The organism is Nocardia sp. NPDC056952 (genome assembly GCF_042674185.1).
Classification (GTDB): domain Bacteria; phylum Actinomycetota; class Actinomycetes; order Mycobacteriales; family Mycobacteriaceae; genus Nocardia.
Genome location: NZ_JBHURA010000004.1, coordinates 200361 through 225586, shown reverse-complemented (window position 1 = coordinate 225586; position 25226 = coordinate 200361). Strand labels below are relative to the sequence as shown.

The following is a 25226-nucleotide window of genomic DNA, read 5'->3' as shown; positions in this document are numbered from 1 at the left end:
AGCGCCGCGCGCGCTGGCACATGATTCGCTCGCTGCGCTCCCTCATGCGCTCATTGTTCCAGCTCGGTGGCGAATGTAGGCGCTTCGCGCCTGTCGGCGGCGATCTCGGCGCGACGCCGCCGCTGTTCGACCGGGTCGGGGACCGGAACGGCGGCGACGAGGCGACGCGTGTACTCGTGCTGCGGGTTACGCAGGATCTGTTCGTTGTCGCCCTCCTCGACGCAAGATCCCTCGCGCAGGACCATGATCCGGTCCGCGAGCTGGTCGACGACGGCGAGGTCGTGGCTGATGAACAGACACGCCCAGCCGCACCCGCGCTGCAGTTCGGCGAACAGTTCGAGCACCGCCGCCTGCACCGACACATCGAGCGCGCTGGTCGGCTCGTCGGCGACGAGCAGATCGGGGTCGAGCACGAGCGCCCGCGCCAGACTCGCCCGCTGACGCTGCCCGCCGGACAGTTCGTGCGGGTACCGGTTCTCGGTGCCCGCGGGCAGCTGCACGTCGTCGAGCATGTGCCTGACCCGCGCGCGGATGCTCGCCTTGTCACCGATGCCGTGCACGACCAGGGGCTCGGCGACGCATTCGCCGACGGTCAACCGCGGGTTGAGGGAACCGGCCGGGTCCTGGAACACGAATCCGAACCGCCGCCGGATCGGGCGCAGCTTGCGCTGGGACAGATCCGCGATGTCCTGCCCGCGAATCAGCACGTGCCCCTCGCTCGGCCGTTGCAACGCGGCCACACAGCGCCCGATGGTCGACTTGCCCGACCCCGACTCGCCGACCAGCCCCAGGGTCTCCCCCGGCCTGATCTGCAAGCTGACGCCGTCGACGGCACGGAAGGCGGGCCGGCCGAACGGCCCGGGGAACGTGACGACCAGGTCCTTCACGTCGAGCACGGGCTCGACGGTCCGGTCGATCGCCGGCCGCTCGATGGTCGCCGCACCGAGGTGCGGAACAGCATCGAGCAGCGCCCTGGTGTACTCGGCCTTCGGGCTGGCGAACAGCTCGTGCACCGGCGCCTGTTCGACCACCTCGCCCGCGCGCATCACCACCACCCGATCGGCGAGGTCGGCCACCACACCCATGTTGTGGGTGATCAGCACGATCGCGCTGCCGAGCCGATCGCGCAGATCGCGCAGCAGTTCCAGGATCTCGGCCTGCACGGTGACATCGAGCGCGGTGGTCGGCTCGTCGGCGATGATCACCTTCGGCTCACACGAGATGGCGATCGCGATCATCACGCGCTGCTTCTGCCCGCCGGAGAGCTGGTGCGGGTAGTAGTCGACGCGATGCTCGGGATCGGGCAGCCCGACCAGGCGCAAGAGATCGATCGCCTTGGCCTTGGCGGCTTTTCGGCCCATCCCGCTGTGCGCGCGCAGCGCTTCACAGATCTGGAAGCCGACGGTGAACAGCGGGTCGAGTGCCCGCGCCGGTTCCTGGAACACCATCGACACCTCGCCGCCGCGCAGTGCGGTGAGCTGACGTTCGGTCATCGAGGTGACCGGCCGGTCGCCGATGGTCACCAGCCCGCGCACCGACGCGGAATGCGGCAGCAGCCCGATGGCGGTGCGCGAACTCACGGATTTGCCCGACCCGGACTCGCCGACGATGGCGAGCACCTCACCGGGAAACACCTCGTAGGACACATTGCGTACCGCGTTCACGGGCCCGCTGTCGGTCGAGAAGGTGACCGACAACCCCGAAACAGCCAGTGCGGCAGTCTTTTCACTCATCGACTGTTTCCTTGTCTGCCGAAGTGACCGCACGCCGGGTGCGCAGCAGCGGGTTCAGCGTTTCGTCGAGGCTCTCGCCGACCAGCGTCATCCCGAGTACCACCAGCACGATCGCGGTGCCGGGGAAGATCGAGGTCCACCAGATGCCGTTGGAGACATCGTTGAGCGCCTTGTTCAGGTCGTAGCCCCATTCGGCGGCCTGGGTGGGTTCGATGCCGAACCCGAGGAAGCCGAGCGCGGCGAGAGTGAGGATGGCGTCGGCGGCATTGATCGTGACGATCACCGGCAGCGAGCCGGTGACGTTGGACAGGATGTGGCGGAACATGATTCGCGTCGTCGACGCGCCGGTCACCCGGGCGGCGTCCACGTACGGCTCGGTCTTCACCGCGACCGTCGCGTTGCGCACCACCCGGAAGTACTGCGGCACATAGACGACCGTGATCGCGATGGCCGCCGACAGCATGCCGCCGAGACTGCTCGACGTGCCGCCCGCGACGACGATCGACACCACGATGGCCAGCAGCAGCGACGGGAACGCGTAGATGGCGTCCATGATCAGCACCAGCGTCTTGTCCACCCAGCGCCCCACGAACCCCGACAGCAGCCCCAGCGGCACACCGATCAGCAGCGACAGCGTCACCGAGATCGCGATCACCAGCAGCGCGGTGCGTGCGCCGAACAGCACCCGCGAGAGCACGTCCTCGCTGCGCACCGAGGTACCGAACCAGTGCTCGGCCGACGGACCCTGCTGCGGCACGAAAGCCACTCCGTCAGCGGAGTTCTGGGCCAGCCCGTAGGGCGCGAGCAACGGCGCGAACGCCGCCACGAACACGAACACACCGACCAGCACCAAGCCGGTGATGAGGGTGACCCGTTGCAGCCCCGAGGTTTTCGACAACAGTTCGGCGCCGGGCAGACGCCGGCGTTTCGCAGCGGTAGTCATCTAGAACCTCACCCTCGGGTCGATCAGCGCGACGATGGCGTCGACGACGAAGCTCATCACCGCGACCACCAGCGCGATGAACGCCACGATGCCCTGTACCGCGATGAAGTCGCGCGCCCGCAGATACTCGGCGAGCTGATAGCCCAGACCTTTCCATTCGAACGTGGTCTCGGTGAGTACCGCACCGCCGAGCATCATCGCGATGCACATCCCCATCACCGTGATGATCGGGATCAGCGCGTTGCGCACCGCGTGCCTGCCGGTGACCACGCGCGTGGACAATCCACGCGCCCGCGCCGCCTCGACGAAATCGCTGCGCAGCGTCTGGATCAGGTTCACCCGCACCAGGCGCAGGAAGATGCCGCCGGTGAGCAGCCCGAGGGCCACCGCGGGCAGCACCGCGTGTTCGAGCACGTCGAGCACATAGGACGGTTCGCCGTAGAGGATCGAATCGATGATCAGGATGTTCGTCTTCGGCGAGACATGTTGCAGCGCAAGCTCTACGTCGGTGCTGGCCCGGCCGCCGACCGGGAACCAGCCCAGCCACACCGAGAAGATCAGCTTGAGCAGCATGCCCACGAAGAACACCGGTGCCGCGTAGGCCAGCACCGCGGAGAACCGCAGGAACGCGTCCGAGGGCGTATCCCGGTGTGTCGCGGCGTATCTGCCCAGCGGAACACCGACCGCGAACGCCACGAGCAGACCCCAGAAGACGAGTTCGAAGGTGGCGGCACCGTAGGTGATCACCACATCGCTGATCGCCTGGTTGTCCTGGGTCCGTCCGAAGTCACCGTGCAGGAAGCCGGTGATGTACTCCCAATACTGCGTCAGGATAGGGCGATTGAGCCCCGCGGCTTCCTTGCGGTCCTCGATCTGGTCCTGGGTCAGCCGGCCACCCATGGCCGCGCTGATCGGGTCACCGATCACCCGCATCAGGAAGAACACCACTGTCACCAGCAACCACGCGGTCGGCAGAATCAGCAACAGCCGAATCAGCAGGTACCGCAGCAAAGCCACCTGGCGGGAACCCCCGCCGCGCATCCACCCGAAACGCCGCGCCCGGATCGGTGATCCGGGCGCGGCAGCAACGTCACTCACTTGCTCAGAACCGTGAACCGGAACTTGAAGGAGCCGTCGAGGGTCTGATCGACACCGTTGACGCCCGGCTTCGACACCGCGACCTGCTTACCCGAGAGCAGCGGCAGGGTCGGCAGGAAGTTCTGCGCCAGATCGGTCTGGATCTTCTTCAGCAACTCTGCCCGCTTGGTGGGGTCGCCCTCGGTGGTCTCGGCGGTGAGCTGGGCATTGATGCCGGGGTTCTCGAAGTGCGACTGCAGGAAGTTGTTCGGGCCGAAGAACGGCGTCAGGTAGTTGTCGGCGTCCGGGAAGTCCGGGAACCAGCCGAACTGGTACATCGGGTAACCGTCGGAGGCGCGCTCCTTCTGGTAGGTCACCCACTCGGTGGATTGCAGGTTCACCTTGAACAGACCCGAGGCCTCCAGCTGCGACTTGACCGCCGCGTACTCCTCCGAGGAGCTCGAGCCGTAGTGATCGGGGTTGTACTGCAGGTTCAGCGTCACCGGGGTGGCGACGCCCGCGTCGGCGAGGAACTTCGCGGCCGCGGCCTTGTCCGGCTTGGCGCCGTAGAGGTCCTTGAGCGGCTCGGCCGCACCTGCCATGCCCGCGGGCACGTAGCCGAAGGCGGGCTGATAGGTGCCCTTGTAGACGCCGTTGGCCAGCGCCTCGCGGTCGACGGAGGACGCGAAGGCCTTGCGTACGGCCAGCTTCTGCTCCGGGGTGTTGCCCGGCATGGTGTTCATGTTGAACACCACGTAGCGCAGCTCGCCGCCGGGGCCGTCGGTGACCTTGACCTTGGAATCGGCCCGCAGGGAGTCGATGTCGGTGGGGGTGAACGAGCGGTAGCCGACGTCGATGGCGCCGTTCTGCAGGTCCAGCTTCAGGTTGTCGGAGGTGGCGTAGTACTTCGTCGACACCGTCGTGGTCTTCGGCGTGCCGAGGATGCCCTGGTAATCGGGGTTGGCCTGGTACTCGACGAGCTTGTTCTTGTCGTAGCTCGAGATCGTGTACGGGCCGGAGTAGCCCTTGGCCTTGACGACCTCGTCATCGGTGGCGACCTTGTCGGCCGGGAACACCGCCTCGTCGACGATGGGGCCCGCCTGGGTCGGCAGGATGGTCGGGAAGGTCTGATCGTTGGCGACCTTCAGCGTGAACGCGACGGTGAGATCGTCGACCACATCGGTCTTCTCGAGATTGCCGAGCAGCGACGCGGGACCGTGCGGATCGTTGATCTTCACCATCCGGTCGAAGGAGAACTTCACGCTCTTCGCGGTCAGCGGGTTACCGCTGGCGAATTTCAGCCCGGACTTGATCTTGCAGGTGTACACCGTGGGAGTGGTGAATTCGCACTTTTCCGCCGCGTCGGGCTTGGGCGTGGTATCGCCCGGTGCGAAGTTCAGCAGATACGAATAGATCTGGTTCTCCACCAGCAGCGAACCGTTGTCGTACGCCGCGGCCGGATCGAGCGAGAAGATCTTGTCGGTGGTACCGACGACCAGGCCCGCACCGGAGCCCGCCTCATCGGTGCGGCCGGAGCCACAACCGGCCAGCGCGGCGGCGACAGCGGCGGTAATACCCACTGCGGCAATTTGTTTCGCGCGCATACTTCGTGCCTTGTTCAACATCAGGTCCCATTCTCGAACGCCGCGCAGCCGTCGCACCCGGATCACGGAGGCGACGACTACATGGTGAGCTAGCGATATATCGAGGGACCGTACAGGTGAACCATTACCGCCCAGTTTCAAATGGTCCGAATTATTGCCGCCATGTTATGAACTAATCTTACGAAATTGCCGGTTACCGGAATTACTCTCGTACACAACACAAAAGGGGCCGATCAGGTTTATCCTGTCCGGCCCCTCTTGTGCGGCGTAGTGCGACGCGTCTTACCGACGACGCGTGTTATGGACGGCTCAGCGCGTCCACGTTGGCGTTCTCGCCGAGCAGCTTCGACTCGGCCTTGCCCGAGAGCATCCCCTCGAGCACGTTCTTGCCGATGGCGGCCTCCGGCGGCAGTTCGATCGGGTAGTCGCCGGTGAAGCAGGCGGTGCACAGGCGCGAGCGCGGCTGCTCGGTGGCGGCGATCATGCCCTCGGTGGAGACGTAGCCGAGAGTGTCGGCGCCGATGGAGCGGCGCACGTTCTCGACCATGTCGGCGTAGCTGTCGTCGGCGCCGGTGCCGTTGGCGATCAGCTCCGCGCGCGAGGCGAAGTCGATGCCGTAGAAGCACGGCCACTTCACCGGCGGCGACGCGATGCGCACGTGGATCTCGAGCGCACCGGCCTCACGCAGCATGCGGATCAGCGCGCGCTGGGTGTTGCCGCGCACGATGGAGTCGTCGACGACGATGAGTCGCTTGCCCCGGATCACTTCGCGCAGCGGGTTGAGCTTGAGGCGGATGCCGAGCTGACGGATCGTCTGGCTGGGCTGGATGAAGGTACGGCCCACATAGGCGTTCTTCATCAGGCCCTGGCCGTACGGAATGCCGGAGCCCTGGGCGTAACCCACCGCGGCGGGCGTGCCCGACTCGGGCACCGGGATCACCAGGTCGGCCTCGACCGGATGCTCCTTGGCCAGCTTGCGGCCGATCTCCACGCGGGTGGAGTGCACCGAGCGACCGGCGATCGTGGTGTCGGGGCGCGCCAGGTACACGTACTCGAAGACGCAACCCTTGGGCTCGGGATTGGCGAAGCGCATGGAGCGCACGCCCTCGGAGTCGATGGCCAGCAGCTCCCCCGGCTCGATCTCGCGGACGAACGCGGCGCCGACGATGTCGAGCGCGGCGGTCTCGGACGCGACGACCCAGCCACGGTCGAGCCTGCCCAGCACCAGCGGGCGCACGCCGTGCGGGTCACGCGCGGCGTAGAGGGTGTGCTCGTCCATGAAGGTGAGGCAGAACGCGCCGCGCAGCTGCGGCAGCAGCTCCATCGCGGCGGCCTCGATGCTGGAATCCGCCGAGGCGTGCGCCAGCAGCGCGGTGACGATGTCGGAGTCGGAGGTGGCGCCGGTCATCTGCGGGCGGCCATCGATCACACCGGCGCCGATCAGGCCGAGTTCGCGTGCGCGACCGGCCAATTCGGCGGTGTTCACCAGGTTGCCGTTGTGGCCCAGCGCCAGGCCGGAGCCGACGGAGGTGGTGCGGAAGATCGGCTGCGCGTTCTCCCAGGTGACGCCACCGGTGGTGGAGTAGCGACAGTGTCCGACGGCGATATGCCCCGGCATTGCCGCGAGGGTCTGCTCGTCGAAGACCTGGGAGACCAGGCCGAGATCCTTGAAGACCAGGATCTGGGAGCCATCGGAAACGGCGATTCCGGCCGCCTCCTGCCCGCGATGCTGCAGGGCGTACAGGCCGTAGTAGGTGAGCTTCGCCACGTCTTCGTCGGGAGCCCAGACGCCGAAGACGCCACACTCCTCGCGAGGGTCGTGTTCGATCTCGTCTGGGGTGTTGGGCGTGGGGACGATCGTGGGATCGACGTCGGTCACCGTTTGCTCCCTGTTCGGGCGGGCTGGGGGCACTCGTCAGTCTACGGGTCATCCGCAGCGGGTAGTACGCGCGCTCGCATCCCGGCAGCAATCCACTGGTCACGAACCCGCCGATCGGCCACACAGAGCTGTTACGGTGCGCATCGTGACGACGGACGACAGTGCACACGTTGCAGCCGGTGGAACCGGGTCGGATAGTGACAACACCGGTGCGCAGCCGAATGATTCCGGGCAGACGGCCCCCGGCGAAGCGACGTTGGCCACACCGGTCCTGGATCGACGCCACTGGGCTCGAATCGTGCTCGCGCCGACCGCGGTCCTGACCGTGCTCACCGCACTGCTCGGCTTCATGTACCTCGGCTATATCGCCGACCCGGAGAAGAATCTGCACGACTTCCCGATCGCGCTCGTCAATTCCGACGTCGGCGATGTCATGGGCTCGGGTGATCAGCGCAAGCAGGTCGATTTCGGCAAGCAGGTCGCGGATGCGCTCGTCGCGGGCGTGCCCGCCGATCAGATCGACCTGCGCGTCGTCGGAAAATCGGAGGCCGAGCAGTTGCTGCGCACCGGACAGGTGTACGGCGCGATCATCATCCCCGGCGATTTCAGCAAACGCCTGGGCATTCTCGGTACGGGCAGCATCGTGCCCGGCGAGATGGAACGGCCGATCATCACTCTGCAATCCAACCCACGTATGGGCGCCTACGGCGTCGGGATCGTGCAGCGCATCGGCGACCGGGCGCTGTCGGAGGTCGACAAGCAGGTCGGGCTCCAACTGACCGAGCAGGTACGGGCGACCCTGGCCGAGACACCGGCGGGCGCACCGCCGCCGGAGGTGTCCGGCGCCGCCATGATCACCCTCGAGAGTCCGATCGATGTGGTCGCGCAGGAGTTCCGTCCACTGCCGAGCGGCACCGGGATCGGCCTGACGGCGTTCTTCTTCTCGCTGCTCCTGCTGCTGGCCGGCATGGTCGGGGCGATGGTGATCCACACGATGGTCGATTCCCAGCTCGGCTTCATGCCCACCGAATACGGCCCCTGGTCCGTGCACTATCCGCCGACCCCGATCTCGCGCTTTCACACCCTGCTCATCAAGTGGGGGGTTTCGGCGCTGGTCGCGGTGATCGTTTCGCTGGTGTTCCTGCTGGTGGCGAAGGTGGTGGGCATGCCGGTCGACAATCCGCTCGCCCTGTTCCTGTTCTCGACGCTCGCCATGGTCGCGGTCGGCTGGACCGCGCTGATGACGCTGGCCGCCCTCGGCACCGCGGGTCTGCTGGTGAACCTGACCCTGTTCGTCATCCTCGGTCTGCCGTCCTCCGGCGGTACCGTCCCGATCGAGGCGACGCCGACCTATCTCGCGTGGCTCGCCGAATTCGAGCCGATGCACCAGGTGTTCCTCGGCGTCCGCTCGATCCTGTACTTCGACGCCGGCTACGCGGCCGGTCTCGACCGCGGCATCTGGATGTCGCTGCTCGGCATCGCGATCGCCGTCGTTCTGGGCACGATCATCACCCGCTACTACGACTACAAGGGCCTGCACCGCAAGCACACCGCGGCCGCGTGAGCCCGGCGACCCGGTTGCCGCTACTCGGCAGCCGGGTCGTCCCGCGCGGGCAGCGCCACGATCGGCAGCCACCCCGCGATCTCCCGGGCTCTGGTCCCCGACGCGCTCACCACCCCCGCCCGCACCGCGTCGTCGAATCCGAGCAGCCCGGTAGCCAGCAACAACCAGGTCCGAGCATCCGTCTCCACCACATTCGGCGGATTCCCCCGCGTATGCCGCGGCCCCTCGATGCATTGCACCGCCACGAACGGCGGCACCCGCACCTCCACCGAATGCCCCGGCGCACTCCCCGCCAGCGCCCGCGCCGTCCCCTTCACCGCGGCACCCAACTCCCCCCGCCCCGGCACCGGCAACGCCGGATCCCGCAACCACTCCCCCACACCCAGCACCGCCGCCCGCACCTGCGCGGGATCGACCACATTCCGTCCAGCCATACCGCGAGACGCTACCGACCTCCGACAAATCGGCGGCCGCGAGCCAGCTGTCCGGATTGTCTAGCCAATTAGACTTGATTCCGTAAAATCGCGGCTTCCGGGCACAACTCGCAGTCGCCTGGAGTGGTGCGGACCGTCAACAAGGCGATCGCGCAGTGCAAGGAACAATGCACGGAGGAAGCATGACCACCTACCAGATCGACGTGTCCCGAGACGACCGCTGGTGGATGATCCGAATCCCACAGCTGGACGGCGTCAACGGCAATATCGAAGGTCTCACCCAGGCACGTCGCTACGCCGACATCACCAAGGAAGCGACCGACTACATCTGCACGGTCGCCGACGTGGCCCCCTCAACTGTCGAACTCGCGATCACTGCCCACGTGGGCGGCACGGACGTGACAGCCGCTGCGGAAGAAGTTTCGCAGGCACGCGCGGAGGCAGCCCGCCAGGAAGCGCACGCCATGAAGGTCGCGACGGCGACCGCCCGACGATTGGCTGCCGACGGCGTACCGGTCCGCGACATCGGCGCTGTCCTCGGCGTGACGTTCCAACGGGCATCACAGCTGGCCAATTCCTGACCCGGCGCTTTCCGGACCCGACCTCGATCCGTTGCCCGATGGCGTGGGCAGGTGGGACTCGTCGTACATTCGTCCTATGAGTGTCACCGATCCCCTCGAGCCGGCAACGCTGCGATTGCGCGCTGCCGACGGGCTCACCCTGGTCGCGGACAGCTTCGGCGCACAGGACGGCCCGCTGGTCGTGATGCTGCACGGCGGTGGACAGAACCGGCATTCGTGGAAGCGGACGGGACGGGCGCTGGCCGCGGCGGGGATGCGGGTTGTCGCCGTCGACGCGCGGGGACACGGTGACAGCGATTGGTCACCGGAGGCGGACTACTCCAGGACCGTGATGGTCGCCGACCTGCACACCGTGCTCGAACAGCTCGGTGCGACCCGGGAGGCGGGCGCGGTGGTGGTCGGGGCCAGCATGGGCGGGATCACCGGGCTGCTCGCCACCGCGACGCCGGGTGGGAGCGCGATCCGCGCACTCGTCCTGGTCGACATCGTGCCCCGCTCGGAGTCCGCGGGCGTGGAGCGCGTGATGGACTTCCTCGGCAGGCACCGCGACGGTTTCGACACCCTCGATCAGGTGGCCGACGCCGTCGCCGCCTACCTGCCGCACCGCCCGCGTCCCGACAACGCCGACGGTCTCCTGCGCAACCTGCGTCAGCGCGACGGCCGCTGGTACTGGCACTGGGACCCCGACCTGATCAGCGACGTCAACGACGACCCGGAAGCCCGCATCGTCGAGATGGAAGCGGCCGCCGAGGCGCTCACCATCCCGGTCCTGCTGATCCGCGGCGGCAAGTCCGACGTGGTCAGCGACGAGGGCGCCGCGGCATTCCTGGCGCTCACACCGCACGCCCGCCTGGCCGAGATCAGCGCCGCCGCCCATACCGCGGCGGGCGACGACAACGACGCCTTCACCGAGGCCGTCGCCGATTTCGTCGCGACCGCCTGAGCCGGCCTACCGCCGCAGCCCGTCGACCCATCGAGCGGCGGCGGGCGCGAGCGCTCCGCCGGCATTGATCGCCAGATGCAGGAGCGCGGGCGCGGTGGCGCTGCCCGACCGGCGCCGGAGTTCGGTGAAAACGAGACCGGCGAGGGTGGTGGCCAGCACCGTGGGGGCAACCGGATCGCCTGCGGCTCTGGCCGGTCGGATGTGCCAGAGGCCGAAATCGAGGGCACTGATCACGGGCGCGGACGATCCGGCGCTCTCGGCGAGCACCGGGTCGAGGGTGCCTCGGAAGACGGCTTCCTCGGCCAGGACGGTGCCCACGGGGATGTGCAGGCCGATCCATTCGAGGGTCGATGTCTCCGGTGCGCGGACAGCGATCTCGAGCGGGAGGCGTCTCAGGGACGGGATCGACAGGGCGACGGCGTAGCCGGCGACGACGACGGCCGCACTGCCGAAACCCCAGCGGAAGCCAATGGGCGACAACCAGTTCGGGCTGCCCCGAAAGAGTTTCGTGTACCCCGTCGCGAAGACGATGTTCGCTGCGGTGCGGCCACGCAGCGGAAGATCGAGGGCGGGAAGAACCCGATTGCTCCACAGCAGCGGAAGGACCAGCGCGGCAACGGCTTCGAGCCTTCTCACTTCACCTCCCGCTCATAGGTTTCCGCTGACTCCAGTGCGGCACGGATGCTTTCGACGACATCGCCGTCCACCCCCGGCGGAGCTGCGACGGCCAACCACCCGTCCAGCACCAAACTCCCGTACCGGTGCCCGTGCCCGTCGACCACTCCCTGCGCGTTGGTGAGATCGGCCGTGACCTGCCAGAAGGTCACGAACGGCGCCCACCGCATCTGCGTCGACACATCGGGACCGCGCGGTTCGCTCAACCAATCCGGCTGGGTGAAGATCAGATCGGCCGACCACCACACGATCGGGTCGGACGGATGTTGCAGGTAGGCGATGCGGGGTTCGCGCCACGGCTCGGCGCGATCGAGATCCGCCGCGTCATCGGCGAATCGGACGACGAGCCCGTCCGCGTACACCGGCGCCACCGCGGGCGTCCCCGGATCGCGACGGTCGACGAACTGCCGCCACAACCGATTCGAATTCGGCGGCCCGACCCACAACGCGCCATCGACCTCCTCGCGAAGATCGGCCAGCCCGTCGAACGCCTCCTCCGACCCCTGCGAACCCAGACTCTCCCCATAGACGAACAGCTTGGGCCGATGCCCCTCCGGCTGGGCCGACCACCGCTCGTACACCGCGTCGAACAGCTCCCGGCTGGCCGCGGCCGCCTTGTCCCGGTCCGACAGGAACGAGAGCACGCTGGGCAGATACGAGAACTGGGTCGCCACGATCGCCGTATCCCCGCCGTAGAGGTATTCCACGGCGCCCGCGGCCATCCCGTTGACCCAACCGGTCCCTGTCGTCGTGACCACCACCATCGCCTCGCGTTCGAAGGCTTTGGTCCGCTCCAGTTCGGCGACGGCCAGCTGCGCCGCGGTCTGGTCGCGAGTCACCGACTCCAACCCCACATAGGCCCGAATGGGTTCGCGCGCGGTCTTTCCCGTCACCTCGGTGATCGCGGCGGCGCTCGGCCCGTTGGACACGAACCACCGCCCCTCGAACCCCAGCGACTGCCACGGCGCCAGCGACCCCGGGCTCCCCGAACGCTCCGGCGCGATCGGCTGCACCGCGTACGGCGTGGCCCGATCGTTGCGCACGCTGAACGCCGAGTTGGCCACCGCGAAGAACGCCCGCGAGGCGACGCCGTTGAAGATCGTCACCGCGAGCACGACCAGCACCAGCAGCCCGGCGGCGGGCGCCACTTCGCGCGGCACCCGCACCCACCGATTGAGCTGGCGAGCCAGGCCGAGCACCATGACGCGCACCGTCCGATACGCGGCCACCACCGCCACCCCGACGGCCACGCTGAGCAGCCCGGTCCGCAGATAGGCGGGCGTGGTGGTGCCCGCCATCCCCATCAGCGAGGTGATCTCGCGCTGCCACCGCGCCGACTGCACCAGCATCAGCGCCGCCACCAGCGCGCATCCCACCAGCACGGTCGCCTTGATCGCGTATCGCAGCCGATCGGAAGGGCTCGGAATCGGAATCCGCGACCGCACCCACCGCCGGAATAACCACTCGAGCACACAGCCGAGCCCGTAACCGATCGCGGCGTTGATCCCGCTGATCAGCCCCTGGAACAGCCAGTCACGCGGCACCAGTGACGGGGTCACCGACAGCCCGAAGAACAGCGTCGCCAGCACCAATCCGACATAATTCAGATCGACGACGACCTCGACGCGCCGCAAGACCACGGCGCCGCGCGCACGCAGCATCGCGGTAGTCGAAGCGCGCTCGGTCACCGCCCCAGTATGGCGGCCGGTACCGACAATCACCGGATTTGTGACTGCGGAGCCGCTCACAAACTACGTACCGCACTCGAGTAGTTGTACGCGCGATCGCGACACCGCGGATCAGCACACTGAGAGCCATGAGCACAAACACCAAGCCGAAGAACACCTCGGCCTACATGGCCCAGGCCGCGATCGCGTTCGCTGTCAGCCTGTTCGGGACCGGCGCCGGAATCGCGTACCTGCCGCTGGACGGCTGGCAGCGCGCGTTCCTGGCGATGTCGGGCCTGTTCCTGGTGACCAGCTGCTTCACCCTCGCCAAGGTCGTGCGCGACCAGCAGGAGACTCAGTCACTGATCGGGCGGATCGACGAGGCGCGGCTGGAACAGCTGATCGCCGAACACAATCCGTTCAAATCGGTGTCGTGAGCCGAGCGGGCGGCGCCGATCGAGGGGTTCGGCGCCCCCGGCTCGTCACTTCAACTGACGTTCGGTAGCCATGGATTCTTCGAGGAACACCCGAATTCTGGCAGCCAATTCCGGTGTGTAGTCCGGTGGTTGGGCCACCGCGGCCCACGCGTCGGGCACCAGGTTGCCGTAGTTGTGGCCGTGCCCGTCCGAAACCGTCTGCGCGCGCGGCAGATCCGCGGCGACCTGCCAGAACGTGACGATGGGATACCACGACATCGCCGGTGATACATCGGGTCCGCGCTTCTCCCGCAACCAATCCGGCTGACTGAACAGCAGATCCGGCGACCACCACACCACCGGGTCGGAGGCGTGTTGCAGGTAGGTGATGCGCGGGTCGTTCCAGGCCGGCGTCGGCCGGGCCAGCTGCTCGTCGTCGGCGGCGAACCGCACCGACATCCCGTCGGCGTAGATCGGGGTGATCTCGTCGGTGCCGGGGTCACGTCGGGCCACGAATTCCGACCACAACCGGTTGGAGTTGGGCGGTCCCACCCACAGCACGCCGTCGGTGCGATTGCGAATGTCGGCCAGACCGGAGAACGCACCCTCCGACCCCTGCGAACCGAGGCTCTCGCCGTAGACCAGCAGCTTGGGCCTGGCGTCTTCGGGCAGCGCCGACCAGCGTTCGTACACCTTGTCGAACAGCGTGCGCCCCATGGTCATCGACTTGTCCCGGTCGGACAGGAACGACAGCGCGCTGGGCAGATACGAGTACTGCGTCGCCACCAGCGCGGTGTCGCCACCGAACATCAACTCGATCGCCTCGGCACTGGTCGTATCGACCCAGCCGGTGCCGGTGGTGCTGATCACCACCAGCACTTCGCGTTCGAAGGCCTTGGTGCGGTCGAGTTCGGCGATGGCCACATCGGTCTGCGCCTCGACCCCGTCCGCGGATTCCAGCCCCGCGTAGACCCGAATCGGTTCGCGCGCAGGCTTTCCGGTGACCTGCCCGATCGCGAGAGCGGTCGGCGCGTTCGCCACGAACCATCGACCCTCCGAACCCAGGGTGTCCCACTTGGCCAGCGACTCAGGGCTGCCGGAGCGTTCGGGCAGCGTCGGCTGGACCGCGTTCGGTGAGGTGTGACTGTTGCGCGCGCTGAACGCCGAATTGGCGACGGCGAAAAAGCCTTTCGCCAGCACACCGTTGAACAGCAGCACCGCGGCCACCAGAACGACGATCACCCCGAGCGGCCGCGCGAACGCCGCCGGAATCCGCACCCACTGGTTCAGCGCCCGCGTCACCGCGCGCACCAATCGCACCACCAGGCGCGAGATCCAGATCAGCAGTCCGACCACCACCGCGCCGACCAGCACCGTCCGCGGATACCCCGCGTCGGACACCGGCTCCATCCCCATCAGATCGGTGATCTGCCGCTGCCACTTCGAGGACTGGATACTCATCAGCACCGCGAAGATCAGGCACGCCACCACGATCGCGCTCTGTAGCGCCACCACCAGCCAGCTCGGCCGCCGGGCCCATGCCGTGCGCACCTGCTCGGGCCAGGTGATCCGCGGCGCGACCCACCGACGCCAGGCCCACGCCAGTAAGCAGCCGAGCCCGTAGCCGATCGTCGCGTTGATGCCGCTGACCAGCCCCTGGAAGAACCAGTCACGCGGCAGCAGCGAGGGAGTCAGCGACAGCCCGAAGAACAACGTCGCCATGATCAGGCCGGCGTAGTTGGGATGAAAAAACCTCTCCACCAGGTGAATTCCCCTGATGAAGAGGTTCTCGCGCACTGCCGGTGCGGAAGCCGAGCTCGTATCCTCCGTGGTCACAAGCTCGACTCCTCTGTTGATCAGGCGGAATCTGTTTCGCCTGCTCGGGCGGCCTACGTGGTAACGCTGCGCTACCGCCGCCGGCCGCTGACCGATCAGGCGGTGTGCGCTCCGAACAGCTTAGGCAGCGTGCCTTCGAATGCCTCGCGCAATTCGGCGAGTGTCACGGAGAACTGCCCCTGCACCTCGACCGAATCCGAACCCTGGTCCACCACGCCGATGCGCACCCACGGCAGCTGCCGCGCGTCACACATCTTGGTGAACCGGGTCTCCTCCGAACGCGGCACCGCGACGAGCACGCGCCCGGCCGACTCGGAGAACAGCTGCACGAACGGGTCCGAGCCCTCGGGGAGCACGATGCGGCAACCGGTTTCGCCTGCCAGCGCCGCCTCGATGACGGTCTGCGCCAGACCACCCTCGGACAGGTCGTGCGCGGCGGAGATCATGCCGTCGCGCGAACCCGAGGTGAGCACCTCCGAGAGCAGCTGCTCGCGGGCGAAGTCGACGCGCGGCGGCACGCCACCGAGGTGGTCGTGGGTGACCTGCGACCAGATGGAGCCGTCCAGCTCGTCGCGGGTCTCGCCGAGCAGGATCAGCGACTCGCCCGGCTCGAGGCCGAGGCCGGTCGGGATGCGGCGGTGCACATCGTCGATCACGCCGAGCACGCCGACCACCGGGGTGGGCAGGATGGCGTCCTTGCCGGTCTGGTTGTAGAAGCTCACGTTGCCGCCGGTCACCGGAATGCCCAGCGCCGCACAACCATCCGCGAGACCGCGCACGGCCTGCTGGAACTGCCACATCACGCCCGGATCCTCCGGCGAACCGAAGTTCAGGCAGTTGGTGACGGCCTTGGGGGTGGCGCCGGTGGTGGCGACGTTGCGGAACGCCTCGGCCAGCGCCAGCTGCGCGCCGGTGTACGGGTCGAGCTTGGTGTAGCGGCCCGACGCGTCGGTGGCCAGGGCGATGCCGCGGCCCGAGGACTCGTCGATGCGGACGACGCCCGCGTCGGCGTGCTCGGCCAGCACGGTGTTGCCGCGCACGTAACGGTCGTACTGCTCGGTGATCCACTTGCGGCTGCACAGCTGCGGGCTGGCGATCATCGTGAGCAGGGTCTCGCGCAGCTCGTCGCCGGTCTTCGGCCGGGTCAGGGTGGCGGTGGTGTCGGCGATCAGCGCGTCCTGGGTGTCGGGGCGCTGCACGGGGCGCTCGTACACCGGGCCCTCGTGGGCGACAGTGCGCGGCGGCACGTCCACCACGGTCTCGCCGTGCCAGGTGATGACGAGGTGGTCGCCGTCGGTGACCTCACCGATGTCGGTGGCCAGCACGTCCCACTTCTTGCAGACGGCCATGAACGCGTCCACGTTCTCCGGCGTGACGACCGCGCACATGCGCTCCTGCGATTCGCTCGACAGGATCTCGGCGGGGGTCATGTGCGTGGCGCGCAGCGGGACCTTGGTCAGGTCGATGTGCATGCCGCCGTCGCCCGCCGCGGCGAGTTCGGACGTGGCGCAGGACAGCCCGGCGCCGCCGAGGTCCTGGATGCCGACGACCAGCCCGGCCGCGTACAGGTCGAGACAGCACTCGATGAGCACCTTCTCGGTGAACGGGTCGCCCACCTGCACGGCGGGCAGCTTCTTGCGGCCGGTGCCGGACTCGTCGCCGGAGAAGGAGTCCGAGGCGAGCACGGACACGCCGCCGATACCGTCGAGGCCGGTACGCGCGCCGAACAGGATGATCCGGTTGCCGTTGCCCGAGGCGAAGGCCAGGTGCAGGTCTTCCACGCGCATCGCGCCCGCGCACAGCGCGTTCACGAGGGGGTTGCCCTGGTAGGAGGCGTCGAACACGGTCTCGCCGCCGACGTTGGGCAGGCCGAGCGAGTTGCCGTAACCGCCGACGCCGCGCACCACACCGTCGACCACGCGACGGGTGTCGGGGGCGTCCGCCGCACCGAAGCGCAGCTGGTCCATCACCGCGATCGGGCGCGCGCCCATGGCCATGATGTCGCGCACGATGCCGCCGACACCGGTGGCCGCGCCCTGGTACGGCTCCACGTAGGACGGGTGGTTGTGGCTCTCCACCTTGAAGGTGACGGCCCAGCCGTCGCCGATGTCGACCACGCCGGCGTTCTCGCCGATCCCGGCCAGCATCGAGGCCTTCATCTCGTCGGTGGTGGTTTCACCGAAGTAGCGAAGATGCACCTTGGAGGACTTGTAGGAGCAGTGCTCGCTCCACATCACCGAGTACATCGCCAGCTCGGCATCGGTGGGCCGACGGCCCAGAATCTCCTTGATGCGGGCGTACTCGTCGTCTTTGAGACCGAGTTCCTTGTACGGCTGCGGAGCATCCGGGGTGGCTGCGGCGGTAGCGACGGTGTCGACCTGCAGTGTCACGGGAGACCAGGGTCCTTTCGGCCGGGGGGAACTTGATCTGCAGAGTCTAATGGTTGCGAGGTAACCGCCTGCCGCCCGTACTGCCCTCACGCTGGGGAGGCGGCCGGATTCGGTCTGGTCACACTTGCGGTTGGGCCATTGGGGTACCCATTACTCTGGCGCTGTGAACGAAAGTCCGGGGGTTACCGAGCAGGTCGAGCCGCGTATTCCCGATCCCGACAACCCGGACCGCCAACGACGCTGGCTGACCGCCGCCATCGGTTTGTTCGTGGTCTCCGCCGCCGTCGCCCTGCTGGCGCACTGGTGGCACGGGTTCATCGACCTGCAGGTCTACCGCAACGGCGCGCGGGTGTGGCTCGACGGCGGCGACCTGTACGGCCCGATGCCGCCGGTGTACGGGCTCGGCCTGCCGTTCACCTATCCCCCGCTGGCCGCGATGTTCTTCGTGCCGCTGGCGCTGATGCCGCTGGTGGTCGCCGAGGTCGTCGTGCTGCTGACCTCGCTGGCGAGCCTGGGGATCGTGCTGTGGCTGGTGCTGGTTCGCGTGCGCCCCGAGCTCGACCGGATCTCGGTGCTCACCGTGCTGATCGCCGGGCTCGGCCTCGCCCAGTACCTCGAACCGGTCCGCCAGACCTTCAACTTCGGCCAGATCAACCTGATCCTGATGGCCGCGGTCGCCCTCGACATTCTCGTGCGCAAGCCGTTCTGGCCACGCGGGATGCTGATCGGCATCGCGGTGTCGATCAAGCTGATTCCAGCGGGTTATCTGCTGTACTTCCTGCTCCGCCGGGATTGGAAGGCCGCGGCCACCATGGTCGTATCGGCCGCGGGCGCGGTGGGCGCCGGCTTCCTGCTGTTCCCCAAGGACTCGGTCGAATACTGGTTCCACACCGTCTCCGACACCGGCCGCATCGGCACGCCCTACTTCGCGGGCAACCAGTCGATCAAGGGCACGCTGTTCCGCCTCGGCATGAACGAATCGCTGGCGACGGGCCTGTGGCTCGGTCTGTCGGCGGTCACCATCGCGCTGGCCGCGGTGTGGATGTACCGCCTGATCGGCGTGGGCAACGAGGTCGGCGCGCTGCTGGTGAACGCGGCGGCGGTGCTGTTGGTCTCACCGGTGTCGTGGTCGCATCACTGGGTCTGGGTCGCGCCCGCGCTGGTCGTCGCGGTCAGCCTGGCCGTTGCTCGCCGCTCCCGCGCCTTCACCACCCTCGTCGCCCTGTTCACGGTGATGTTCATCGTGGGCCCGCAGTGGGTGTTGCCACATTCGGGCGACAAGGAACTGGCCTGGGCCTGGTGGCAGCAGATCATCGGCAGCAGTTATGTGTGGACCACGTTCGCCGTGATCGTCTACGCGGTGCTCACCTACCACCCCAGCCGGAAGTCCTCGGCCGCACCGGAACTCGCGACGACCTGACCTCGGCGGCCATCGAGGCCGAGCCGATCCCCTGCCGCCGTCAGTCCGTCGCTTCCGGAGTGAGGAATGCCGCCAGGGCCGAGGCGTAGGCGGGGACATCGGCGGCGCCCATGAGTTCGCGGCACGAGTGCATGGCGAGCTGGGGTGCGCCCACGTCGACGGTCGACATGCCGGTGCGAGCCGCCGTCATCGGGCCGATGGTCGAGCCACAGGGCAGGTCGGCCCGGTGGACATACCGTTGCAGCGGCATGCCGGCCTGCGCGCACGCGAGGGCGAACGCGCCCGCGCCCGCCGCGTCGGTGGCGTAGCGCAGGTTCTGATTCACCTTGAGCACCGGCCCACCGCCGACCTCGATGCGGTGCGCGGGCTCGTGCCGGTCCGGGTAGTTCGGGTGCGTCGCGTGCGCCATATCACCGGAAGCGACCACCGAACCGGCCAGCGCGGCAAGGTAATCCGCGCGCCCACCGCCACGGGCCAGCACGATCCGCTCCAGCACGGCGGGCAGCAGATCCGATTGCGCCCCGCGATCGGACTGGCTCCCGACCTCCTCGTGGTCGAACATCACCAGCACCGCCGTCGCCGCACCCGGCTCGTCGGCGGCTGCGAGGAAGGCCTGCAATCCGGCGTAGCAGGTGCCCTGGTTGTCGAGCCGCGGCGCGCTCACCAGGTCGAGGTCGCGACCGACGATCGTGCTCGACGCGAGGTCATGGGTCATCAGTTCCCAGCCGAGCACATCGGCGCCGTCGACCTCGGCCCGCTCGGCGACGAAGTCCAGGAACGAGGCGGGCGCGTCACCGATCCCCCAGATCGCGTTCACGTGCCGCTGCGGGTCGAGGGAGACCCCGCGCCGGTCCTCGGACAGGTGGATGGCCAGCTGCGGCACCCGCAGGATCGGCTCGTCGATCCGCACCAGCACATCGCGCATCCGCGCGCCCTCGCGCACACTGAGCCGCCCCGAGAGACCGAGCTCGCGGTCCAGCCAGGAGTTCAGCCAAGCCCCGCCGTACGGCTCGAGCCCGACGAGCTGCCACCCCGCCCCGGCCAGATCGGGATGCTGCTTCACGCGCAGGTTGGGGCTGTCGGTGTGCGCGCCGACCACCCGGAACGGAGCAGCGGGCACGGCGTCGTAATCAGCCCACGCGATCAGCGAACCACCGCGCACCACATAGTGTTTGCCGCCCGCGTCGTCCCACGCCGAGGCCTCCGTCAACGGCGTGAAACCGTTGCCGTCCAGCTCGGCCGCCACCGTCGCGCACACGTGGAAGGGCGAGGGTGACGCATCGATGAAGGCACACAATCCGCTGGCCGTGGCCGCTGTCAAGGAAACCGGCATCCTGCGATCCTAGGCACGATGCCGTGCCCCGGCACCCCGCCCCGGAATACGCGCTCGGATCAGTCGTCGCGTTCGGCGATCACCGCGAGCGCGGCCAGTAATTCGCCGTAGCGGCGATTCCCCAGGCGGCAGCGTAATTCTTCCTCCGCGAGCTTTTCCTGCGCGCGGATCCTGGCGGCCAGTTTGGCCCCGAGACTGCTCAAGCCGATCAGGATCCGGCGACGATCGTCGGTGGCGGCGACCCGGAAGATCAATCCGCGTTCGGCGAGATTGTCCGCGTGCCGGGTGGCCGAGGACGGGGCCAGCCGCGCCTGGGCGGCCAGTTCCGACATCGTCATCCCGTCGTCGGTGGACAGCTGCGACAGGATCGCCCAGTGGTCGGCCGTGAGATTGTCAGCCGACAGCGCCGATTCGAGCCTGCCTACCCAGTTGCGCTCCGCGGAGCGCAGGGCGCCGTGCAGCGTGGAATACCCACTTATGATGGACACCGATTGCATTCCCACCTACCGAGAAATTCATTCGAACAATCCTGTTCGCACTAGGCGATAGAGTACAGAATGCCCTCGTCAGGCCAGAGCCGGGATGAAACGATCGAGATTCTCTCGATCGTGCCCACCCAAGGCCCGGGCGGCATCATCGCGCCATCGTGTACCGCGGCCATTTCCCTGGCAGTAGACGAAATCAATAGCGGCACAGGAATTCTCGGCCGTGAAATCCGTCTCACCACCCTCGACGGCGGCCGCGAACCACACGAAGTCGCCGCCGAAGTAGCGGCCTTCCTGGCCACCGGAATGGTCGGCGCGATCACCGGTTGGCACACCTCCGCGGTACGTCGCGCAGTCGCCGAGGCCGTGGACACCCGCGTTCCCTATCTCTACGCCACCGACCACGAGGGCCTGCCCGACGAACGCCCCGGCGTCCTGCTGGTGGGCGAACATCCCGACCACCAGACAGTTCCCGCGGCCGCGTGGATGGCCCGCGAACTGGGAGTGCGCCGCTGGGCGGTCATCGGCAACGACTACATCTGGCCCCGCCGAACCGCCCGTGCCCTGCGCCGGTCCCTGACCGATCCGTACGACATCATCGTCGAGCACTACGTGCCGCTCGGCACCACCGATTTCGGCGACTTCCTGGGCAACCCGACGCTGCTGCTGGCCGACGCGGTCCTGATCCTCATGGTCGGCGCCGACACCGCCCGCTTCAATCGCCAGTTCGCCGCCACCGGCCTGCCCGCCATGATGCCCCGGCTCAGCCCGGCGGTCGACGAGAACGTCCTGCTCAGCGCGGGGCCGTCAGCGAACGCCAACCTCTATGTGGCGTCGAGTTTCTTCATCGACAACCACAGCGCCGAAGGCCGTGCCCGCCGCGCCCGCTATCACCGGCATCAGGGTCGATTCGCCCCCGCGCTGACCACTTTCAGCAACTCCACCTACGAGGCGATCCACCTGCTGAACACCCTGGCCGACACCACCGGCACCCTCGACGTGAAAACGATCATCGCCGCGTCGGAAACGGGCCTGGTACTGGACGGCCCGGCCACTCGACGGGGATTCCTGGGCAATCAAGCAGTAGGCCCCGCCCACCTGGCTACGGCGAACGGGGTCGACTTCGACATCATCGACACGCTCTAGTCCCGATGCGGGGCTGTCAGGCCTTGACGAAACTATCGATCACCGAGAAGAACATGCCGAGACCGTCATCGCTGGGTCCGGTCAATGCCTCGGTCGCGTGCTCGGGGTGCGGCATCAAACCGACAACCCGCCCGTTGGCCGAGGAAATCCCGGCGATCCCGCGCTGCGAACCGTTCGGGTTGTCACCGGCGTACCGGAACACCACGCGACCTTCGCCTTCGAGCTCGTCGAGCACCTTCTCCGAAGCCTGGAAACGCCCCTCGCCCGACTTCAGCGGGACAAGAATCTGGGCGCCCGGCTCATACCGCGAACTCCACGCGGTATCGGTCGCCTCGACCTTCAGCCACTCGTCGCGGCAGATGAAGTGCAGTCCCTCATTACGGGTCAGCGCACCCGGCAGCAGCCCGGCCTCACACAGCACCTGGAATCCGTTGCAGATACCGAGCACCGGCAGACCCTGCCCGGCGGCGCGGACGACCTCGCCCATCACCGGCGCGAACCGTGCGATCGCCCCACACCGCAGGTAGTCCCCGTAGGAGAACCCACCGGGCACGATCACCGCGTCGACACCCTTGATATCGGCATCGGCATGCCACAGGCTCACAGCCTCGGCGCCGGCCAACCGCACCGCGCGAGCGGCGTCGACATCGTCGAGCGTGCCCGGGAAAGTAATAACGCCAATGCGTGCGCTCATGCCTCCGCCTCGCTGGCGCTCGGCTCCGGCATGACCGCATGGGCGGCTGTGCCTATTGTGAGCTCGCTGCGCTCCCTCATGAGACCCGAACGACCTTCCAGTCCTCGATCACCGTGTTCGCCAGCAGCGCCTCGGCGATCTGCTCGAGCTGGGCGTCCGACACACTGTCGTCCACCTCGAGCTCGAATCGCTTGCCCTGCCGCACATCCGAGATTCCGGCGAATCCCAGACGCGGGAGCGCGCCGACCACGGCCTGTCCCTGGGGGTCCAGAATCTCGGCCTTCGGCATGACCTCGACCACGACTCGTGCCACGCGTTGCTCCTCAAGTGATGTGGGGGTTACCTCGGAAATCTTAGTTGACCGGGCCGTCGTGCCCGCGTTCCGGGGTCACGGCGGCTTAGCATCGGGTATGCGCATCGCCCACTTCGGTCATTCCTGCATCCTCGTGGAACTGCACGGCGTGAAAGTGCTGTTCGACCCCGGAACCTTCGCGCACGGGTTCGAGGGCATCACCGGTTTGGACGCGATCGCGGTGACCCACCAGCACCCCGACCACATCGATCCGAACCGGATCGGCGATCTCATCGAGAACAATCCCACCGCCCGGCTGCTGTCGGATCCGCAGACCGCGCAGCAGCGCAGTGAGGGCTGGGAGCCGGTGTCGGCCGGTCAGGTGCTCGATATCGGTGACTTACAGATCACCGGCGGCGGCGGCAGGCACGCGGTGATCCACCCGGAGATCCCGGTGATCGACAACACCGTCTTCCAGCTCGGCACCGAGGCCGACCCCGCCCAGCTGGTCCACCCCGGCGACTCGCTCTGGGTGCCGCCGGTCCCGGTCGGCGTGCTCGCGATCCCCGCCGTCGCCCCGTGGATGCGCATCGCGGAGGCCGTCGACTACCTGCGCGCCGTCAATCCCCGCACCGCGGTGCCCATCCACCACGGCATCATCGCCCCGTCGGCCCAGGGCATCTACTTCGGCAGGCTGACCGAGATGGCCCCGGCCGGCACCGAGTTCCGCGTACTCGAACCCGAGGACCAGGGCCAGTTCTGACTCAGCGGTAGCTGGTCAGGAACAGCGCTTCGGCCAGTGCCATGTGCTCGATCTCGCTGGGGTCGACGCTTTCGTTGGGCGCGTGGATCAGGCATTTCGGCTCTTCGACGCCGATCAGCATGATCTCGGCCTTCGGGTAGGTGTCGGCGAAGACATTGCACAGCGGAATCGACCCGCCCTGTCCCTCGGTGGTCACGTCGCGACCGTAGGAGGTGGCCATCGCCTTCTCCATGGCCGAGCGGGCGGGGCCCTGTGTGGACGCGACGAACGGTTCGCCGAGCGCCTCGGGCTCGATGTCGAGCTCGGCGTTCCACGGCACGTGCGCGCGCAGGTGCTTCTCCAGCAGGTCATAGGCCTGCTTGGGCTCGGTGCCCGGAGGGATGCGCAGGTTGAGCCTGGCCCTGGTGCTCGGCTGGATCGCCGCCGACGACCCGACCACCGCGGGCACGTCCATCCCCAGCACGGTCAGCGCGGGCCGCGCCCACAGCATGTCGGACACGGTTCCGTCGCCGAGCAGGCCGACACCGTCGAGCACACCCGCGTCCGACCGGAAGTCCGCCGACGGATACTGCGCGCCGGTCCACTTCTGGTCGTCGGTGAGTCCGTCGATCGTGGTGTTGCCCTCGGCATCGCGCAACGACGACAGCAGCTGGATCATCGCGGCGAGCGCGTCGGGCGCCGGTCCACCGAACATTCCCGAATGCATCGGTCCTTCCAGCGTTGTCACCGTCAGCACCACATTCACCATCCCGCGCAGGGTCTGGGTGAACGTCGGCACCCCCACCGCGAAGTTGCCGCAGTCGGCGACCAGGATCGCATCCGATTGCAGCAGAGCGGGATTGGCGACGACGAACTTCTCCAGGCCGCCGGTGCCCTGCTCCTCCGACCCCTCTGCCACCACCTTGATCCCGATCGGGAAGTCGGGTCCGATCGCGCGCAGAGCGGTCAGATGCGTGACGATATTGCCCTTGCAGTCGGCCGCACCGCGCCCGTACCAGCGCCCGTCCTTGTCGGTCAGCGTCCAGACCGGTGTCTTCCACGCGGCATCGTCGAGCGGGGGCTGCACGTCGTAGTGGCAGTACAGCAGCACCGTCGGCGTGCCGGGCGGCCCCGGCTTCGACGCGATGACGGCTTTGCTGCCGTCGGGCGTCTCGTGCAGGCCCACCTCGGTCAGCCCCGCCGCGGCGAACGCGTCGGCCACCCACTGCGCGGTCCGCTCACACCCTTCCGGCGGGAACTGACGCGGGTCGGCGACAGATTTGAACGAAACAAGCTGGGCCAGGTCCTTTTTCGCCTGGCCCATCAGCCCGGAAACCTTGCCGCGCAGCGCCGTCACATCGTCGGTCATCTC

General features: G+C 67.8%; 22 protein-coding genes. 7 read left to right on the top strand and 15 right to left on the bottom strand.

Annotation, left to right across the window (positions count from 1 at the left end):
• Positions 1–50 precede the first annotated feature (50 nt).
• The 5 genes from ACFTS5_RS17170 to purF form a co-directional block, all read right to left on the bottom strand.
• On the bottom strand, positions 51–1733 hold the full coding sequence (locus ACFTS5_RS17170; RefSeq protein WP_378631786.1) for an ABC transporter ATP-binding protein: 1683 nt from the start codon (positions 1731–1733) through the stop codon (positions 51–53).
• Positions 1726–2676: an ABC transporter permease gene (locus ACFTS5_RS17165; RefSeq protein WP_378631784.1), complete on the bottom strand. Its 951-nt coding sequence runs from the start codon at positions 2674–2676 to the stop codon at positions 1726–1728. The genes ACFTS5_RS17170 and ACFTS5_RS17165 overlap by 8 nt, the downstream gene beginning before the upstream one ends.
• Complete coding sequence (locus tag ACFTS5_RS17160) at positions 2677–3717, bottom strand: ABC transporter permease (RefSeq protein ID WP_358070928.1); 1041 nt, start codon at positions 3715–3717, stop codon at positions 2677–2679.
• A gap of 53 nt (positions 3718–3770) precedes the next feature.
• Positions 3771–5357 carry an ABC transporter substrate-binding protein gene (locus ACFTS5_RS17155; RefSeq protein ID WP_378631781.1) on the bottom strand — a complete coding sequence of 529 codons (1587 nt, stop codon included), beginning with the start codon at positions 5355–5357 and terminating at the stop codon, positions 3771–3773.
• A 298-nt stretch (positions 5358–5655) separates the two neighbouring features.
• Positions 5656–7236: an amidophosphoribosyltransferase gene (gene purF, locus ACFTS5_RS17150; protein ID WP_378631779.1), complete on the bottom strand. Its 1581-nt coding sequence runs from the start codon at positions 7234–7236 to the stop codon at positions 5656–5658.
• A gap of 256 nt (positions 7237–7492) precedes the next feature.
• Here purF and ACFTS5_RS17145 point away from each other — a divergent pair, with 256 nt between their 5' ends.
• Positions 7493–8800, top strand: a complete 1308-nt coding sequence (locus ACFTS5_RS17145; RefSeq protein ID WP_378631776.1) for a YhgE/Pip domain-containing protein — start codon at positions 7493–7495, stop codon at positions 8798–8800.
• Positions 8801–8820: 20 nt separating this feature from the next.
• Here ACFTS5_RS17145 and ACFTS5_RS17140 read toward each other — a convergent pair whose 3' ends face one another.
• Entirely contained in the window at positions 8821–9234 is a 414-nt protein-coding gene (locus tag ACFTS5_RS17140; RefSeq protein WP_378631774.1) for a sterol carrier family protein, read from the bottom strand.
• A 182-nt stretch (positions 9235–9416) separates the two neighbouring features.
• Between ACFTS5_RS17140 and ACFTS5_RS17135 the strand changes: the two genes are divergently transcribed.
• Positions 9417–9815 carry a HicB family toxin-antitoxin system gene (locus tag ACFTS5_RS17135; protein ID WP_101464595.1) on the top strand — a complete coding sequence of 133 codons (399 nt, stop codon included), beginning with the start codon at positions 9417–9419 and terminating at the stop codon, positions 9813–9815.
• A gap of 76 nt (positions 9816–9891) precedes the next feature.
• Positions 9892–10758, top strand: coding sequence for an alpha/beta fold hydrolase (locus ACFTS5_RS17130; protein ID WP_378631770.1), 867 nt, complete (start codon positions 9892–9894; stop codon positions 10756–10758).
• Positions 10759–10764: 6 nt separating this feature from the next.
• On the opposite strand, the gene ACFTS5_RS17125 is transcribed toward ACFTS5_RS17130, so the two are convergent.
• Positions 10765–11394 carry a CPBP family intramembrane glutamic endopeptidase gene (locus tag ACFTS5_RS17125; protein WP_378631768.1) on the bottom strand — a complete coding sequence of 210 codons (630 nt, stop codon included), beginning with the start codon at positions 11392–11394 and terminating at the stop codon, positions 10765–10767.
• Positions 11391–13094, bottom strand: a complete 1704-nt coding sequence (locus ACFTS5_RS17120; protein ID WP_378632452.1) for an alpha/beta hydrolase — start codon at positions 13092–13094, stop codon at positions 11391–11393. The genes ACFTS5_RS17125 and ACFTS5_RS17120 overlap by 4 nt, the downstream gene beginning before the upstream one ends.
• A gap of 155 nt (positions 13095–13249) precedes the next feature.
• On the opposite strand from ACFTS5_RS17120, the gene ACFTS5_RS17115 reads away from it, so the two are divergent.
• Entirely contained in the window at positions 13250–13537 is a 288-nt protein-coding gene (locus ACFTS5_RS17115) for a YiaA/YiaB family inner membrane protein (RefSeq protein WP_056818759.1), read from the top strand.
• 45 nt (positions 13538–13582) lie between these two features.
• On the opposite strand, the gene ACFTS5_RS17110 is transcribed toward ACFTS5_RS17115, so the two are convergent.
• Both ACFTS5_RS17110 and purL read right to left on the bottom strand, forming a co-directional pair.
• Positions 13583–15352: an alpha/beta hydrolase gene (locus ACFTS5_RS17110; protein ID WP_378631764.1), complete on the bottom strand. Its 1770-nt coding sequence runs from the start codon at positions 15350–15352 to the stop codon at positions 13583–13585.
• Between the two features lie 95 nt (positions 15353–15447).
• Positions 15448–17742 (bottom strand): phosphoribosylformylglycinamidine synthase subunit PurL, encoded by a 2295-nt coding sequence (purL, locus tag ACFTS5_RS17105; protein ID WP_378631763.1) that lies wholly within the window; start codon positions 17740–17742, stop codon positions 15448–15450.
• 163 nt (positions 17743–17905) lie between these two features.
• Here purL and ACFTS5_RS17100 point away from each other — a divergent pair, with 163 nt between their 5' ends.
• Complete coding sequence (locus ACFTS5_RS17100; protein ID WP_378631761.1) at positions 17906–19162, top strand: glycosyltransferase 87 family protein; 1257 nt, start codon at positions 17906–17908, stop codon at positions 19160–19162.
• 40 nt (positions 19163–19202) lie between these two features.
• Here the strand turns inward: ACFTS5_RS17100 and ACFTS5_RS17095 are convergent, their stop codons facing one another.
• Both ACFTS5_RS17095 and ACFTS5_RS17090 read right to left on the bottom strand, forming a co-directional pair.
• A complete protein-coding gene (locus ACFTS5_RS17095) occupies positions 19203–20495 on the bottom strand; it encodes a M18 family aminopeptidase (RefSeq protein WP_378631760.1) in 1293 nt (430 codons plus the stop codon).
• 59 nt (positions 20496–20554) lie between these two features.
• Positions 20555–20992, bottom strand: a complete 438-nt coding sequence (locus tag ACFTS5_RS17090; RefSeq protein ID WP_378631758.1) for a MarR family winged helix-turn-helix transcriptional regulator — start codon at positions 20990–20992, stop codon at positions 20555–20557.
• A 60-nt stretch (positions 20993–21052) separates the two neighbouring features.
• Here ACFTS5_RS17090 and ACFTS5_RS17085 point away from each other — a divergent pair, with 60 nt between their 5' ends.
• Positions 21053–22126 carry a substrate-binding domain-containing protein gene (locus ACFTS5_RS17085; RefSeq protein WP_378631757.1) on the top strand — a complete coding sequence of 358 codons (1074 nt, stop codon included), beginning with the start codon at positions 21053–21055 and terminating at the stop codon, positions 22124–22126.
• Between the two features lie 16 nt (positions 22127–22142).
• On the opposite strand, the gene purQ is transcribed toward ACFTS5_RS17085, so the two are convergent.
• Together purQ and purS are read right to left on the bottom strand one after the other, a co-directional pair.
• A complete protein-coding gene (purQ, locus tag ACFTS5_RS17080) occupies positions 22143–22820 on the bottom strand; it encodes a phosphoribosylformylglycinamidine synthase subunit PurQ (protein WP_378631755.1) in 678 nt (225 codons plus the stop codon).
• 76 nt (positions 22821–22896) lie between these two features.
• A complete protein-coding gene (gene purS / locus ACFTS5_RS17075) occupies positions 22897–23133 on the bottom strand; it encodes a phosphoribosylformylglycinamidine synthase subunit PurS (RefSeq protein ID WP_056818769.1) in 237 nt (78 codons plus the stop codon).
• A 97-nt stretch (positions 23134–23230) separates the two neighbouring features.
• On the opposite strand from purS, the gene ACFTS5_RS17070 reads away from it, so the two are divergent.
• The gene (locus ACFTS5_RS17070; protein WP_378631753.1) at positions 23231–23875 is read left to right on the top strand and encodes an MBL fold metallo-hydrolase; all 645 of its coding nucleotides are present in this window, start codon (positions 23231–23233) and stop codon (positions 23873–23875) included.
• A 1-nt stretch (position 23876) separates the two neighbouring features.
• On the opposite strand, the gene ACFTS5_RS17065 is transcribed toward ACFTS5_RS17070, so the two are convergent.
• Positions 23877–25223, bottom strand: a complete 1347-nt coding sequence (locus tag ACFTS5_RS17065) for a dipeptidase (protein WP_378631752.1) — start codon at positions 25221–25223, stop codon at positions 23877–23879.
• Positions 25224–25226: the final 3 nt, after the last annotated feature.